Source organism: Larkinella sp. C7 (assembly GCF_006149005.1).
Classification (GTDB): Bacteria; Bacteroidota; Bacteroidia; order Cytophagales; family Spirosomataceae; genus Larkinella.
The window spans coordinates 237,439-253,791 of record NZ_VBSL01000006.1; the positions used below are offsets into that span (position 1 = coordinate 237,439).

Consider the following 16,353-nt stretch of genomic DNA (forward strand, 5'->3'; position numbering starts at 1 on the left):
AAAAGAGTTTAGGTCTAACCGGAATCGCTTATTTGCGGGTATCCCAAAAAACGCGATCCAGCATGGATGCCTTTTGCTTCGCATTCGGATTGTTGTTGATTTCCGATTGCGCGTAGAACAAGGACCGGGGCACTTCGTCGTAAATGGCCATCGGTGTTTTGTGCGGGGTCAGGGCCGGATAACCCGTCCGGCGGTAATCCGTCCAGGGTTCCATCAAAACCGCATGGTTCGCTACATATTTCTCCGTAATGATCTGCTCCAGTTTTTGCTGGTTGGTTCCGGTCAGCGTTCCCTGAGTCGCCAGGTAGGTCGTCACATTCGCTGCGGCCACGCCCGCGTCGGTCATGGATGCCCGAATACCGGCTTCGAAAAACGATTGGGCATTGCCCGGTGCGCCATACAGCAAAGCGGCTTCGGCTCGGATAAAGTTGTATTCGGCGAAGGTCAGCAACCGGGCTGGACCTGCACCCGAGAAGGTAATGGCCCCGTCTTTCAGGCTCCCGTCCGGATTGATTAACGAAACGTTGGGCGCTGAAGCCGTTCCGTAAATATACTGATAGTTCCGGGAATAAGCCGACGACGGATCGGTATCCAGCACACTGGCACCCTTGAAGGTAGCCGGGTTGGAGTTGAACGGAAACGGAATGAAATACGAAGACCGGCGGGGGTCGTTCTTGCCATTCATCAGGTTGACAATGAACCGGTTGGGAAAAAACTGGTTTCTAAACTGGCCGTTTTCCATGCTGTACAGTGGATTCTGGCGTTGTGACTCGGCCAGGAAAGCCATCTGGAAATTGTCCGCCGGGCTTTCCATGAATTTAGCTCCGCTGTTTACCAGCGCCGTAATTTGCTGGGAAGCATAGGCCTGGTCTTTGGCCGAATAATGCAGAAAGATTCGCAGTTTCAGCGTATTGGCAAACTTGATCCATTTGTCTTTGGAAACCGCCCAGGTCGTTCCGCTGTAAATCGTGCTGAACTGGTTGGGCGACAGCGCCGAGGTGGCGGCATTGACATCCGTCAGCCCTTCGTCGATCAGGCGGGTCAGGTCCTTATAAATCACCTCGTCGTCGTCAAAAGCCGGGTAGAAATTCTCGCTGTGTTTGCCGGCCTGCGTATAAGGAACATCGCCCCAGGCATCGACAAGGATCTGATAGACATACGCTTTCAGGATTTTTCCGACCCCGGCATAATGCGGACTGCCTTCGCGGGTGGCCTGCGCAATCATCAGCTCCAGGTCACTCACCGTCGTGCCGAAAATCCGGACCCACTGGCTATTGACATCGGAGTCGTTGATGTTATACCGCTCGTATTCTTTAAACGTCCCGAAACCGGTATTGGGACCCTGACCACTGAACTGCTGCGAGAGCAGGCTGGCGTAGCGGAAAAGGTCACTGGCGCCCATGTAGCCGATGTTGACCGTAACGGAAGGGAGCAACTGCGACACCTGAACACGCTGAATGTTGTTCGGGTCGTCGTTGACATCCAGGTAAGAACTGCAGGAGCTGAAAAAGAGCCCCGTGGCAAGAAGGGAAGTATAGAGTAATTTCTTCATGATCTCAATGGTTTGTTCGATTCGTAATCACCCGTTAAAACGTCGCTCTCAAACTTCCGCCGATGGTCCGGGCGGTGGGTTGGATGCCAAACTCCAGACCGCGCGCATTGCTGACACCCAGCAGGTTTTGTTCCGGATCGAGGTGGGGGTAATTCGGGGCGTGAATAAAGAGATTCCGACCGTATACCGACAATTGAAGTCCTTTGATGAATTTTACATGATCCAGAACGGACGCCGGAATTTTGTAGGTCAGGTTGGCTTCCCGCAGTTTCAGGTACGTAGCGTCCAGCACGTAGCCTTCCCAGGCCACATATTTGCCCTGCAAACTGTAGTACTGCTGCGCCGTGACGCCAATTGTGTTCGGCGTGCCGTCTTCCCGAACGCCATCGAAAATGTAGGGCCGGTTGGGCGTACCGTCGGCGTTAAACCGGGGGAATTCGGCCGTTTCGGCGGCCACCCCATTGATGCGCAAATCGCCGATGGTACGGGAAAGCTGATCGCCTTTGTGTTTGTAATCGAGCAGGAACGACAGGCTGAAGTTCTTGTAATTGAACGTGTTGGTGAAACCGGCCGTAAACCGTGGATTCGGATTGCCGACCCGCTGCACCGCCGTCGTTACTTTGGGCAAGCCGTTGGCGCCGATGATCATGCGACCCTGTGCATCCCGCTGATAGGCATTCGACCAGATCTGACCGTATTCCTCGCCCGACACCAGCCGGATGTTGGGTGACGTAAAGCCGCCGATCGAGATGTTGGCGACGCCCGGTGCCAGTTCTTTCACGATGGACCGGAAACTGGTGAAGTTGAGGGATGATTCCCAGCTGAAGTTTTCTTTCTGGATCGGATTTCCCGAAATCAGCAACTCGATCCCTTTGGTCGACAGCTTACCCGCGTTCGTCACCAGGCTGGTGAAACCGGAGGTGGAAGGCACCGGAACCGAGAAGATCAGGTTGCGGCTGTCGCGTTTGTAAACCGATCCGTCGATGAAAAGACGACCGTTAAACAGCGTTACTTCCGCGCCCAGTTCGATTTCACGCGTAAATTCCGGCGTCAACTGCGGATTCCCCGTGCTGTTGTCGTAGGTGTACCCCGCCAGTCCGCCAAACGGAAAGTTGACGGCCGTTGACCCCAAACCGTCACCGGCGCTCGCCCTGCCGTAATAGGTGTTGATGGCGTAGGGGCTGGCTCCCTTACCCACCTCACCTATGTTCGCCCGGATTTTGGCCGAAGACAGGATTTTCGATTTCAATGAAGGAAACGCTTCCGTTGGCACAAAACTGAGGGCAACGGCCGGGTAGAAAATGGACCGATAGCCCGGAGCCAGCGTAGAAGAGAAGTCGTTCCGTGCTTTGGCGTTCACCGAAAGCCAGCTTTTGTAGTCGAAAACAAGGTCAGCAAACACCCCAACAGCCCGTTGCTCAGTAACGGAAGAGGTCGGGTTGAACGTCAGGAAGTTTTTGATGTTGTCGAAACCCGGCACAACGATCCCCAGACCGATGTTCTGCATTTCGCTGTTGTAGTTGGAAATGATTTCGTTCCCAACCGTTGCAATCAGGTTGATGTCCGGGGTGATTTTCCGGTTTCCGGTCAGTGTGAAATACGAGTTCAGGTTGCGGATCAGTTGCGAGCGGTCCAGCACCCCACCGGCGCCCGCCGAGTTGGTGTTGGCATTGCTGCGTACACCTTTGTCGTCGAACCCTTTGGTGGTGAAGTTGAAAATATCCGTACCAATTTTCAGATCGGCCTGCAACCAGTCCAGAATATCGTATTTCAGGTTCACATTTCCGAAAAACCGGTTTACTTCCTGGTGGTTTTTAATGTGTTCCAGCGACCAGTAGGGGTGATCTTCGGCGGCAAACCACAATTGATTCCCGGCGGCATCCTGAAACGGTTTGTTGGTCAGATCGTAGCTGCGGGGTGTATAAATCCCCCGCCAGAGTGAATTCGCTCCCTGGTTCCCGGATTGCGTCCGGTCGGAGACGTTGTTGGCGTAGGAGAACGAGGTCGAGATTCTGAATTTGTCCGTCAATTGCGTCCCGGCATTCACCGACAGGTTGTTCCGGTTCAGTTTGTTGTTCGGAACCAGCCCGGTTTCGGCCGAAAAACCGTAGGAAACCCGGTAATCATATTTGTCAGTGCCGCCTGAAAAGCTCAGGTCATTCTGCGAAGAAATGGAGCTTTGCAAAATATCCCGAATGTTGTCCGGATAGGCCTGCAGGGTTTCCGACTCGCCAAACCAGTTCGTTACCGTTTGTCCCGCAATCCGCGGTCCCCAGGAACCGGCCACGTTGTTGATGTAATTTCCGTTGCTGCCCTGTGCGTATTCGTTCTGGAATTTTGGAAACCGGCTCACCGTTCCGACGGCGACATTGGTCGAGAACGAAATCTGCTTTTTGACGCCTTTCTTGCCTTTTTTGGTAGTGATCAGGATGGCACCCGAAGCCGCCCGCGAACCGTACAAAACCGTAGCAGCCGCCCCTTTCAGGACGTTGACGCTCTCGATGTCCTGCGGGTTGATGTCCGAAATCCGGCTGGAGTTCACCACGCCGGTATTGACGGAATTGCCTCCCCCGGAATTGTCCAGCGGAATCCCGTCGACCACGTACAGCGGCTGGTTGCTACCCGTAAAGGTGGAGAAACCGCGAATGGTTACGTTGGAACCGGCAAAACCACCGCCCGCACCGGTGACCTGAACCCCGGCCACTTTTCCGGCCAGTGAGTTGGTTACGTCCGTGGTCGGGGCCTGGCTGAGTTGTTCGGCTTTCACTTCACTGACGCCGTATCCCAGCGTTTTCCGGTCGCGGGCAATCCCGAACGACGTGACGACCACCTCACTCAGTTGCTTCGCATCTGATTCCAGCGCAATAGAAATCGTACTCCGTCCGTTGACAGGAATTTCCACGGGCAGAAAACCGATGTAGCTCACCACCAGCGTGGCGTTTTCGGGGACGGAAAGCCGGAACTTACCGTTGGCATCCGTGATGGTGCCGGTATTGGTGGTGCCTTTCACTAAAATAGACGCCCCCGGCAGCGGGTTGCCATCCTCTTTAAAAGTCACAACACCATTGACTTCAATATCCGCCAATTTTGCGGGAAGCCCACCTGCGACGGCCCTACTTCCTGCCAGCAGGCAGAAAAAGACGATAAGCATGGTCAGGGGGCCACGGTTTGATAGGATAGATTGCTTCATAGTCACCTACGGTATGATTGGGGTTAATTGCATGCTGAGTAGTCCAGAATGCCAGTCAGGTCGGAGTCTGCAGGTTTCTTGGCCTGCGTCGGTCGGATTGATCGGTACCAGAACTCTGCCTGATTCAGCGCATCCGGAACGCCACGGTTTGGTGTTCTCAAACAAAGAAAAGCAACATTTTCTTTCCCGAAAGAGGGGTAGGGGGATTCGGCTAAAATCTATTTATCAATAGACAATTTTTGTTAAGCCTCCAAAGAATTGCTCATTAACTACTTTTATTGTAGAATAATATTCGGTCAATTTGGAAAAGTGGCGGGCTTTAAAATTATAAATTCCGGTTTTTTCAAAATGCCTCCTGAATCGGGAAAAGGTGAAAACAAATCCCCGTTTTATCTAAAAAAACCGGTATGACGGGGTTGTCATACCGGTACATTCACCGCAACAAGTGAAGATTCGCGGGACCGATCAATCGGGATTTAAAAAAGGGTAGCGGTAGTTTTTGGGAGCATCAAAGGTCTCCTTGATGGTTCGGGCCGACACCCACCGCAGCAGGTTCAGCTCGGAACCGGCTTTGTCGTTCGTTCCCGATCCCCGCGCGCCCCCGAAAGGCTGTTGACCCACCACCGCACCGGTGGGTTTGTCGTTGATGTAAAAATTGCCCGCAGCATTCCGCAAGCGACTGGTCGCCAGTTCGATGGCATACCGGTCGCCGGACAGGATCGATCCGGTGAGTGCGTAGATGGACGTTTTATCGATAACATCCAGCATGGTTTCATATTCGTCATCTTCGTAGACGTAGACCGTCAAAACCGGGCCGAACAGTTCTTCGCACATCGTCACGTACTGCGGATCATCGACCCGCAAAACCGTCGGTTGAATAAAATAGCCAACGGTTTTGTCATACGATCCACCGGCCACGATCTCAACGCCCTCGTCGTTTTTAGCCTGATCGATGTAGCGGGCCAGCTTGTCGAACGAACGCTCGGAAATCACGGCATTCACGAAATTGCCGAAATCTTCGACCGGTCCCATTTGGATCGTACTCAGGTCCTGAACCACTTTTTCCCGGATAGCCGCCCACAACGACGCCGGTAAATAGGCGCGGGAAGCCGCCGAACATTTTTGTCCCTGGTATTCGAACGCACCCCGCACCAAAGCCGTGGCAACGGATTCTACATTGGCACTGGGGTGCGCCAGAATAAAATCTTTCCCGCCGGTTTCGCCCACAATGCGCGGGTAGCTTTTGTAAGTAGCGATGGAATTACCAATGGTTTTCCAGATGGTTTGAAAAACCGCCGTTGAACCCGTGAAGTGAATGCCGGCAAAGTCAGGATGGCTAAAAATAACCTCTCCGGCAACGGGGCCGTCCACGTTGATCAGGTTGATGACGCCACCGGGTAAACCGGCTTCTTTCAGCACGTCCATGATCACTTGCGCGGCATACACCTGGTTTTCGGACGGCTTCCAAACCACTACATTGCCCATCATGGCCGCTGAAGTCGGCAGGTTGCCTGCAATGGCCGTGAAATTGAAGGGCGTCAGCGCAAACACGAAGCCTTCCAGGGGGCGTTGTTCCAGCCGGTTCCAGACGCCCGGTGAGGAGTTGGGCTGGATGTCGTAAATTTTCGCCATGTACGAAACATTAAACCGCAGGAAGTCAATTAGTTCGCACGCAGAGTCGATCTCGGCCTGGTAGGCATTTTTCGACTGGCCGAGCATGGTGGCGGCATTGATTTTATAGCGATACGGCCCGGCGATCAGTTCAGCGGCTTTCAGGAAAATAGCCGCGCGTTCTTCCCAGGGCAGGGCTTCCCAGCGGGGCTTGGCCGTGAGGGCGGCTTCGATCGCTTCCTGAACGTGGCTGGCATCGCCTTCGTGGTAATAACCCAGAATATGGTGATGGTCGTGGGGGGGGCGAATGGCTCGTCTGGTACCCGTTCGGACTTCGCGATTTCCGATGTAGAGAGGAATGTCCACTTCCTGCGCCCGGGCGCTTGCCAGGGCTTCCTTCAATTTGGCTCGTTCGGGAGTCCCGGGTGCGTACGAATAAACCGGTTCATTTTGGGGTTCCGGAACACGGAAAAATCCTTTTGACATAAACAATTGGTGATTAAATCAGTCCTTCAAAGGTATTGTGCCCCGGTTCTTCCTTTGCATCCAAAATTGTCCAAATGTCATCCAAAATTGCCAAAACCGCCATACCCGAAATTCCCGCTATACATTAGGGGACAAAATACAGACGATGAAAAACGGAACGAAAATAGACCTGGATAATACGGCCGATGCTTTTGCTTATAAAACCGATCAGCAGTTGCGGAAAGCGCAGGTGATGTTCACCCTGATGAATCAAAACTGGCTGGTGAGCCTGGGAGCGGGGCTTACCTCCCTGGCCGTAAAATGGAATCTGCCGGTCAAAGGCCTGATCCGGTCCACCATTTTTGAGCAATTTGTTGGTGGGGAAAGCCTTGATCAAACGATAGATACCATCAAAACGCTTGCCCGGTTCAACGTGCAGGCCATTTTGGATTATGGGGCGGAAGGCAAAGAAACCGAAGCCGACTTCGACCGGACGAAGGAAGAGTTCATTCGGGTCGTTCGGTTTGCCGCTACCCGTCCCAATGTGCCGTTGATGGGCATCAAGATTACGGGCCTGGCGCGATTTGCCTTACTGGAAAAACTGAACCCCCTGGTTCGGCTGACCGATCAGACCGTCGAGATCGATACCGGTTCGCTGACTCCTTCCGAAAAGCAGGAATGGGAGCGGGTGGTCAGCCGAACGGTTGAAATCTGCGAAACGGGGGCTAATCTCAACATTGGAATAGTAATAGATGCTGAAGAATCGTGGATTCAGGATACGATCGATGCGCTGACAATGCAGGTGATGACGGTTTTCAACCAAAAGGCCGCCGTCGTCTTCAATACCGTCCAGCTATACCGCCACGACCGGCTTGACTTTCTGAAACGGAGCTTTGCGCTGGCCCAAAACCGCAAAGCCATTCTGGGTGTCAAAATCGTTCGGGGAGCCTACATGGAGAAAGAGCGAAAACGGGCGCTGGAGCGCAATGAAACCGTGTTGATCCAGCCCGATAAAGCGGCTAGTGACCGGGATTTTAACGCTGCGGTTGATTTCTGCCTGAATCATCTCGACCGAAATTCGCTGATTGTAGCTTCGCACAATGAACACAGCGTGCAACACACCGTCGGGAAACTGCTGGATGCCGACCTGCCGCTCAACCACCCGCACGTTCATTTTTCCCAGCTTTTCGGCATGAGCGACCACATCACGTTCAACCTCGCCAAAATGGGTTGCAACGTGAGCAAGTATCTTCCGTATGGACCCATCGCCGACGTTATTCCGTATTTGATGCGACGGGCGCAGGAAAATAGTTCGGTGGCCGGGCAAACCAGCCGGGAGTTATTTCTGATCCGGAAAGAAGTGGCCAGAAGAAAGTTATAACCGGTTCGGTTTTCGAATTATCATACTGAGCGGGCTACGATACCCCGACAGCGGCCAAAGACCCTGTCAGCGGTATCGTAGCCCGCTCAGTATGATAACACGGCCTTCATCAAGCGATTTGTTCCCGTTTTCAGGACGCCTGGTAAACTTTGGAAATTGTAATCATTTCAAGAGTGAAAAATGAACTTCGGTAATACTTTGATACTATTCCGATATGTGGTTTACGGACGAACTTTTGTAACAGTATTAGCCAATAATCAACAAATATTATCCGCTAGTTTGTAAAATATATAGAATAATGATAATATTGGTATATACTTCGTAAAACAACCGTTAAATGAAGTAAAGTTGTAAAATTGTTCATTTTGCCGGTCATTGTAAAGGCCTTGCCATCTCTAATTGTATTATTTTGATGTTTAATGGTTAAACAATTACCCGATTTGACTGTATGAAAGTACTACAATTTACTCCGCCTGCCCCCAAAGAGGATTCCGTAATTGTAGACGAGGACTTCCTGGCTCATTTTTACAACCATTTTCACCGGCATAAACAACTCCAGATCACGCTTATCCTCAAGGGGAAAGGTACCTTGATGGTGGGGAACTACAGCCAGGCTTTCCGGCCTAATGAAGTCTACATTCTGGGGCCGAACCAGCCCCACATGTTCAAATCGGAGCCGGGGCATTTTACGAATCCACGGCTTGGGAATGCCCACGCGATCCACATCTTTTTCGATCTGGAACGGATTCCGAAAGCCTTTCTGGCTCTGCCCGAAATGGAGTCGATCAGCCGGTTTCTCGATCTCATTCAGAATGGCCTGCAACTGCCGGCCGAACACACCGAATACGTTGCCAAAATCCTGAAATCCCTGGAAGACAAAACCAATCTGGACCGGCTGCTGGCGGTTATTCAGTTGTTCCAATATTTTTCGAAGGAAGTAAAGGGGTGGAAGTCGTTGCAAACCGGTTTCGCCGATTATTCATTTTCGGATTCGGACGGTATGCGGATGAATGACGTTTTCCAGTATACGCTCGATCATTATGCAGAGCCCATTACGCTTGATAAAATTGCCGACATCGCACACATTACCCCGCACGCGTTCTGCAAATACTTCAAGAAGCACACCCGCAAAACGTACAACACGTTTTTGAACGAAATCCGGATCAACGAAGCCTGTAAACGAATTATCAACAGCAGCAACGACGGCATTTCCAGCATTGCCTATTCGACCGGGTTCAACAGTGCCACCAATTTTAACCGGGTTTTCAGAAAAACCACCGGCATGTCGCCCAGCGACTACATCCGGGAATACAAGAGCAAGTAAGGCAACGGTTTAGATCTGTTTTTCGAACGTTTCCGGGAGCTTCTCACCGGTATTCCGGTTTTTCCGGATCAGGAAATAAATCGGGATACCGGTGAGGGTGATGATGAGTCCGGGCCAGGTATAGGTGGGTTTGTAGATAATCAACAGGAGGCAAAACGCGAGGCCCATCAGAATGTATAGAACCGGCAAAACCGGGTAGCCAACGGCTTTGTAGGGCCTCGGTGCGTCGGGGCGTTTTGTTCGCAGGATGAAGATCCCGGCAATCGTCAGCATGTAAAAAACCACAACCACGAACGAAATCATATCCAGCAAGTCGCCATAACGGCCGCTCAGGCTCCAGACGCAGGCCACCAGGCACTGAATCCAGAGGGCAAAACCGGGTACGGAATTTTTGTTCAGTTGCCCCACTTTCCGGAAAAACAAGCCGTCTTTGGCCATGGAATAATACACCCGCGCTCCGGCCAGAATCAGGCCGTTGTTACAGCCAAACGTGGAAACCATGATCATGATGGCAATGATGGTGGTTCCGGCATTGCCGAAAATGACGTGAGACGCCGTCACGGCCACCCGGTCTTTGTCGGCCGAGGCAATCTCCTGCAACGACAGCACGCCGGTATACATGATGTTGGTAAGCAGGTAAATCACCGTGACGATGATGGTGCCCAGGGCCAGACTGAGCCCGATGTTTTTCTGCGGATTTTTGATTTCGCCGGCAATGAAGGTGACGGTATGCCACGAATCACTGCTGAAAATCGATCCGACCATCGCGGCCGCAATGGCACCGAAAGCCGCCAGCGTGGTATAGGATTCAACGCTTCCGTCGGGGCTGAGTTTGTGTAAATCCCAGATGTCGACGTTCGTCCAGTTGGCTTGCCAGACATCGGATTTGATCGCATAAAACCCGAATACGATGAGACCCAGCAGGCTCAGCAGTTTGGCCAGGGTGAAAGTCGTTTGAATGAGTTTCCCGCTGTTGACCCCGCGGGTGTTGATGAAGGTGAGTAAAACGATAATAAGAATTGACAGAAGCTGTGCCGCCGAGATTTGCAGAAAGTTCAGGTCGAAGATGATGTGGTCTTCACTGAATTGGGGCAACAGATAGGCGGTGAATTTGGCAAACGCCACGCCTACGGCGGCAATGGTGGCGGTATGAATGACGGTGAAGAAACTCCAGCCGTATAGGAAACTGATGAGGGGATTATAGGCTTCTTTCAGGTATACATATTGCCCGCCCGCTTTCGGATACATGGCGCTCAATTCGCCGTAACTGAGGGCCGCCGTCAGGGTCATGAAACCGGTGATCAGCCAGACGGCCATCAGCCAGCCCGCGCTGCCGGTGTTGCGGGTAATGTCGGCACTGACAATAAAAATACCGGAACCGATCATGCTGCCGGCCACCAGCATCGTGGCATCGATTAATCGCAGGGAAGGCTTGAAGGCCGAATGTTCTTGCATAAAAGAAAAGCGGGAAAACGGTGTCGACGCCGGGTAAAGTGGATGTCTTAACTATTTATCCAAAGGTAAGTGGCCTGTAACCGCCAAATACCTCCGGTTTTAGTCAATCCTAAACATATTTTAACCGTTTTCATGTGATCATGGATGGGGTTTCTGCCCAACCTGCCCGGAGTCGTTGGGTTCATGCAACCGTTTATGCCTTTTTTTATTAATTTAGGGTATAATTTTGAGGTTGACCGGCCCATGAACGGCGTGAACCGGTTGAGTACAGTGTTCACCGCCCAATTTGGATCTATATAAAATGTGATCCGGATGAAGGCACAAAAAGAAGCGGGGCCGCCCGCACGATCACGAGTTGAGGGTTAAGAGTGAAGAGTGAAGAGTGAAGAGTTAAACGGAGCGCGATAGCCTTATTTTAACTCTTAATTTTCAACTCTTAACTCTTAACCCCTAACTCTTAACTATATAAGGGTTATGGGATGCAAATCATGTACGACCGGCGGTTGTGGGACCAAAACCGCGACCGGAGCCGTGGGCGGATGCAAGAATAATGGGGCCTGTGGCACCGGCGGTTGCAATAAAATGAATGTGTTCGACTGGTTGAGCAACATGGAGACGCCCTCCACACGCCGGTACGATGCAGCCGTAGAAGTAAAGTTTAAGGGTGGCCGGAAGGAATACTACCGAAACCCGCACCAGATCGATCTGACGACGGGTGACTACGTTGTCTGTGAAATGCAGACGGGCTACCACATCGGCTGCGTGTCGCTCCAGGGGGAACTGGTTCGCTTGCAGATGTTGAAGAAAAACATCCCGTTTTCCGACGACCTGAAAGTGATTCACCGCGTGGCTTCGCAGAAAGACCTCGAAAAACACGAGCAGGCCATCGCCCGCGATCTGACGACGATGTACCGCACCCGCGAGGTGGTGAAGGAACTGAAGCTGAACATGAAACTGTCCGACGTTGAATACCAGTCGGATAACACGAAGGCGACGTTTTATTACTCGTCCGACGAGCGTGTCGATTTCCGGGAACTGATCAAGATTCTGGCCGCCGAATTCAAAATTCGGGTCGAAATGCGGCAGATCAGCCTGCGGCAGGAAGCCGGGCGACTGGGCGGTATTGGCTCCTGCGGCCGCGAATTGTGCTGCTCCACCTGGCTGACCGATTTCAAAAACATTACGACCTCGGCGGCTCGCTATCAGAATTTGTCGCTGAATCCCAGCAAGTTATCGGGGCAGTGTGGCCGTTTGAAGTGCTGCCTGAACTACGAACTCGAAACGTACGTGGATGCGTTGCGCGATATTCCGCAGGTGGAAAAACCGCTGGAAACCCAGAAAGGCCGGGCGTCGCTCCAGAAAACCGACATTTTCCGGCGGATCATGTGGTTTGGCTACAGCACCGAAAGCACTTGGTATCCGCTGCCCATCGCGCGCGTCATGGAGATTCAGGAACTGAACAAAAAGGGCATTATTCCCGAATCGTTCGACCTGCTGGAGCCGATGGCCGAGCGGAAAGAAACCGCCAAAGGGTTGAACTCCCTCAACAGCGATCTGGAGAAACTGGACAAAAAATTCAGCGACCGCAGCGATCGGAAGAAAAAACGGAAGAAGAAAAAACCGTCATCCGGTGGTGGTGGTGAGCCGTCGGCTTCGAACGCCCGCCCGGAGAACGGAAAAGCTTAACAATGAAAAAACCGGTCGGAAGGCCGGTTTTTCATTTTCCCAAGATGGGTTTTATTCTACCGCATCATACACCAGAACCTTGCTCCAGTACCGTGCGCAGGTTTCCACAAATTTCAGGTGGATGGGATCTTCCTGATACGCATCGTGGGCCGCTTGATCACTGAAAATATAGGTCAGTGACCAGTCGTAGGAATGATCGATGACGGGCCGACGCGTATCGGCGGGTTTGCCAATGTACAGCGCTTCAAAATGCGTAATGCCTTTGAGCGTTTCAAGGCCGGCGCGGAGCGCCTGGCGGTCGTCGTTGCTTTCGGGGTTCGTGAGCCAGAAATATACGGTATGAACAAACATGCTTGTTTTTTCGACCGGTTCGCCGGTACGGTTTTAGGAGTTAACGCTACATTGAGCCTGAAAACTAACTATTTTTCTCCAACTGCTTTACCAATACTTCGAAATCTTTCGGATAGGGCGCTTCAAAAATCGTTCGTTCACCATCCAGCAGCGTAAACGTCAGCGAGCGGGCGTGCAGGGCCACGCGCTGAATGAGCGACTGTTCTTCGGTATCTTTTTTCAGGTTGAATTTCCGCTTCAGATCCGACAGAAAAACCGGTTTTCCACCATACGTCGGATCATTGGCAATGGGGGCTTTCAAACACATCAGGTGAACCCGAATCTGGTGCATCCGGCCAGTAATCGGCAGACACTCCATCAGCGTATGCATCCGGTATACTTTCAGCGTATTGAAAATGGTTTCGGCCTCTTTCCCTTTTTGCCGGTCTATTTTCACCGCCGTTCCGTCTTTGATGGGCGAAATGGGCAGATACACCGAAATACCTTCGAAATCGTGAATACCGTCCACAACGGCGTGGTAGCGTTTGGTTACTTCCCGGTGTTCGAACTGCATGGCCAGATGGCGGTAGGCCGCTGGGTTTTTGGCAATCGCCAGAATGCCCGACGTGCCTTTGTCCAGGCGGTGGCCGAGCTGGGCGTCGGGGTGGTAGGCTTTGGCTAAGCGCAGGATACTCTGCGACTTATCGGCATTCCGTTCGTCGAGCGAAGCGATATTCGCCGGTTTATTGATTAAAATATAGTCGTCGTTCTCGAAAACAATCAGATCTTCAAAATTCAGTTTCATAGTACAAAGGTCCTGAACAACAGAATGCTATCCAAGCCAAAAAGATTCCCTGTCGAAAAACCGGGTGAATGGCAGTGTTATTTCGGGTACAATCAACAGCGATTGGACACCGTTCTTCGGCCACAATCCGATAACTTTGTCGTACAATAACCGGATCAGGTGTTGATCCAGCTCCCGGTTTTCCCCCGATTTCAACCGGCGGGCGGGCTACATTAAAATTTGACCAATCCGTTTTCCAATGTCGTACTGCACCGCCATCAATTTCATGACCGCCGACCGAAAGGCGCTCCACAAAGCCTACCACGACCATCTCTACGGTTTTCCGATCCATGATGACGACGAGCTGTTTTGCCGGCTGGTGCTGGAAATCAATCAGGCCGGTTTGAGTTGGGAAACGATCCTGAAAAAGGAAGCCGGTTTTCGAAGGGCGTACGACAATTTCGACATTCAGAAAGTTGCAGCTTACACCGACGCCGACCGCGAACGACTCCTGGCCGATGAAGGCATCATCCGCAACCGGCTGAAAGTCAATGCCGCCATCGAAAACGCCAAAACCATCCTGGAACTGCAGAAAGAACACGGTTCGTTTGAAAACTGGCTGGAACTTCACCATCCCAAAACCAGGGAAGAATGGGTGAAGCTGTTCAAAAAAACGTTTCGCTTTACCGGCGGGGAAATCGTGAACGAATTCCTGATGAGCATCGGCTATCTGCCCGGCGCCCATGCGGCCGACTGTCCGGTATTTGAAAAAGTGTTGGAAAACAAGCCGTTATGGGCCGTGGGGCGTTAATCGGCTTTGTCGAGTTTAAAGCTGAACACGGTGCCTTTATCCGGCTTGCTCATCACCGTGATTTTCGATTTGTGGGCGTTCAGAATGTGCTTCACAATGGCGAGTCCCAGTCCGGTGCCGCCCCGTTCTTTCGAGCGGCTTTTGTCGACGCGGTAAAACCGCTCGAAGATGCGGTTGAGGTGTTCGGGCGGAATGCCGGGGCCGTTGTCGCGCACCTGAATGATGTACTGCTTCTTTTCCTCCTCAAAACTGACCACCACCTTGCCGCCGTTGTTGCCGTATTTAATGGCGTTTTCGATCAGGTTGGTAAGTACCTGCGTGATGCGTTGCGGGTCGGCTTTGACCAGAATACCGCCGGGCTGGTCGGACTTGATTTTTAAGGAAGCCTGCCGGGCCAGCGCGTTATTTTCCAGTTGCTCAAACACCTCCAGCGTAATCTGGTAAATATCCACCGGCTCAAAATGCATCTTCACCTCGCCGGTTTCCAGTTGCGACAGCGCGACGAGGTCTTTCACCAGCGCATCCAGCCCGTCGAGGCTTTTGGCGGCTTTGGCCAGAAATTTATCCCGAACGGTTTCGTCGTCGATGGCCCCGTCGATGAGCGTGTGTACGAAGCCCTGTGCCGCAAAAATGGGCGTTTTCAATTCGTGAGAAACGTCGGCCAGAAACTCACGCCGGAACTGTTCGAGTCGCCGGAGTTCCTCGATTTCCTTCTGTTTGCGGGCCACGTAGACAAAAATCTCGTCGTTCAGCTTCTTGAACGGATTGCTGTTTTTAACGATGGTAGTCCGGGAAATTGTGAAATCCTTGATGCGCAGTTTGTGGATGGTTTTGTAGAGTTTGTTGACCTCACGATACACCAGAATTTCGATGGCGTACAGAATCAGGAAAAACGAAACGATCAACGACGAAATCGCCACCACAAACAACATGCTGCGCGTGACGCCTTCCACAAACGTCAGAAATACGACCGTCAGGACCGAAATCAGACCGGCCAGCAGAAACGCAGCAATGCGGGGGCTAAGCGACATGAAGTAAAGATAATCGCTTAACCTTCATCATTGAACATGTACCCGACGCCTTTCAGGGTTTTGATGTAGGTTTCGCCGATTTTTTCCCGCAGTTTCCGGATGTGTACATCGACAGTGCGTTCGAGGACGTAGATATCGACTCCCCAGATTTTTTGCAGCAACTCTTCCCGGCCAAATACTTTGTTGGGCGACAGCGCAAGGAAAAACAGCAGTTCGAACTCTTTTTTGGGCAGCACGACGGTTTTGTCGCCGGTCGTCACGGTGTAGTTCAGGCGGTTGATGACCAGCCCGCCGATTTCGATTTTCTCGCCCGGATCGGCTTTCTGGGCTTCGCGCCGGAAGAGGGCGTTGATGCGGCTCATCAGCGCGCGTGGTTTGATGGGCTTCGTAATGTAGTCGTCGGCCCCGATTTCAAAGGCGGCTACTTCCGAATATTCCTCGGAGCGGGCGGTTAAATAAAGAATAAACGTTTGGCGCAGATCAGGCAAATTGCGGAGTTGGCGACCGGTTTCGATGCCGTCGAGTTGCGGCATCATGATATCGAGCAACACCAGTTCGGGAACAAACGAGCGGGCGGTATCGAGGGCTTTTCGGCCATCGGGCGCGGTGCGGACGTCGTACCCTTCTTTCTCCAGATTGTATTGCAACAGCTCGACAATGTCGGGGTCGTCGTCGACCACCAGCACACGGTGGAGTTGTTGGGAATTCTTCGTGGCACTCATTCTCAGGTTTG

General features: G+C 52.2%; 12 protein-coding genes. 4 read left to right on the forward strand and 8 right to left on the reverse strand.

Annotated features, from left to right (window positions below; all coding sequences use genetic code 11):
• Positions 1-28 precede the first annotated feature (28 nt).
• The 3 genes from FH871_RS17240 to pruA all read right to left on the reverse strand — a co-directional run bounded on the left by FH871_RS17240 (position 29) and on the right by pruA (position 6,839).
• Positions 29-1,552, reverse strand: a complete 1,524-nt coding sequence (locus FH871_RS17240) for a SusD/RagB family nutrient-binding outer membrane lipoprotein (RefSeq protein ID WP_138992659.1) — start codon at positions 1,550-1,552, stop codon at positions 29-31.
• A 34-nt stretch (positions 1,553-1,586) separates the two neighbouring features.
• Positions 1,587-4,703, reverse strand: coding sequence for a SusC/RagA family TonB-linked outer membrane protein (locus FH871_RS17245; RefSeq protein WP_171062869.1), 3,117 nt, complete (start codon positions 4,701-4,703; stop codon positions 1,587-1,589).
• A gap of 504 nt (positions 4,704-5,207) precedes the next feature.
• Complete coding sequence (gene pruA, locus FH871_RS17250) at positions 5,208-6,839, reverse strand: L-glutamate gamma-semialdehyde dehydrogenase (protein ID WP_138992661.1); 1,632 nt, start codon at positions 6,837-6,839, stop codon at positions 5,208-5,210.
• 145 nt (positions 6,840-6,984) lie between these two features.
• Between pruA and FH871_RS17255 the strand changes: the two genes are divergently transcribed.
• Together FH871_RS17255 and FH871_RS17260 are read left to right on the forward strand one after the other, a co-directional pair.
• Positions 6,985-8,199, forward strand: a complete 1,215-nt coding sequence (locus FH871_RS17255; RefSeq protein ID WP_212768242.1) for a proline dehydrogenase family protein — start codon at positions 6,985-6,987, stop codon at positions 8,197-8,199.
• Positions 8,200-8,647: 448 nt separating this feature from the next.
• Positions 8,648-9,523 (forward strand): AraC family transcriptional regulator, encoded by an 876-nt coding sequence (locus FH871_RS17260; RefSeq protein WP_138992662.1) that lies wholly within the window; start codon positions 8,648-8,650, stop codon positions 9,521-9,523.
• A gap of 9 nt (positions 9,524-9,532) precedes the next feature.
• Here the strand turns inward: FH871_RS17260 and FH871_RS17265 are convergent, their stop codons facing one another.
• A complete protein-coding gene (locus FH871_RS17265) occupies positions 9,533-10,978 on the reverse strand; it encodes an APC family permease (protein WP_138992663.1) in 1,446 nt (481 codons plus the stop codon).
• A 474-nt stretch (positions 10,979-11,452) separates the two neighbouring features.
• Here FH871_RS17265 and FH871_RS17270 point away from each other — a divergent pair, with 474 nt between their 5' ends.
• Entirely contained in the window at positions 11,453-12,664 is a 1,212-nt protein-coding gene (locus FH871_RS17270) for a regulatory iron-sulfur-containing complex subunit RicT (RefSeq protein WP_138992664.1), read from the forward strand.
• Positions 12,665-12,715: 51 nt separating this feature from the next.
• Here FH871_RS17270 and FH871_RS17275 read toward each other — a convergent pair whose 3' ends face one another.
• Positions 12,716-13,015 (reverse strand): Dabb family protein, encoded by a 300-nt coding sequence (locus FH871_RS17275; RefSeq protein WP_138992665.1) that lies wholly within the window; start codon positions 13,013-13,015, stop codon positions 12,716-12,718.
• A gap of 64 nt (positions 13,016-13,079) precedes the next feature.
• Positions 13,080-13,799 (reverse strand): RluA family pseudouridine synthase, encoded by a 720-nt coding sequence (locus tag FH871_RS17280; protein ID WP_114408732.1) that lies wholly within the window; start codon positions 13,797-13,799, stop codon positions 13,080-13,082.
• Between the two features lie 238 nt (positions 13,800-14,037).
• Here FH871_RS17280 and FH871_RS17285 point away from each other — a divergent pair, with 238 nt between their 5' ends.
• The gene (locus tag FH871_RS17285) at positions 14,038-14,589 is read left to right on the forward strand and encodes a DNA-3-methyladenine glycosylase I (protein WP_138992666.1); all 552 of its coding nucleotides are present in this window, start codon (positions 14,038-14,040) and stop codon (positions 14,587-14,589) included.
• Here the strand turns inward: FH871_RS17285 and FH871_RS17290 are convergent.
• On the reverse strand, positions 14,586-15,620 hold the full coding sequence (locus FH871_RS17290; RefSeq protein ID WP_138992667.1) for a cell wall metabolism sensor histidine kinase WalK: 1,035 nt from the start codon (positions 15,618-15,620) through the stop codon (positions 14,586-14,588). The genes FH871_RS17285 and FH871_RS17290 overlap by 4 nt on opposite strands.
• Before the next feature lie 17 nt (positions 15,621-15,637).
• Positions 15,638-16,342 (reverse strand): response regulator transcription factor, encoded by a 705-nt coding sequence (locus FH871_RS17295; RefSeq protein ID WP_138992668.1) that lies wholly within the window; start codon positions 16,340-16,342, stop codon positions 15,638-15,640.
• Between the last annotated feature and the right edge of the window lie 11 nt (positions 16,343-16,353).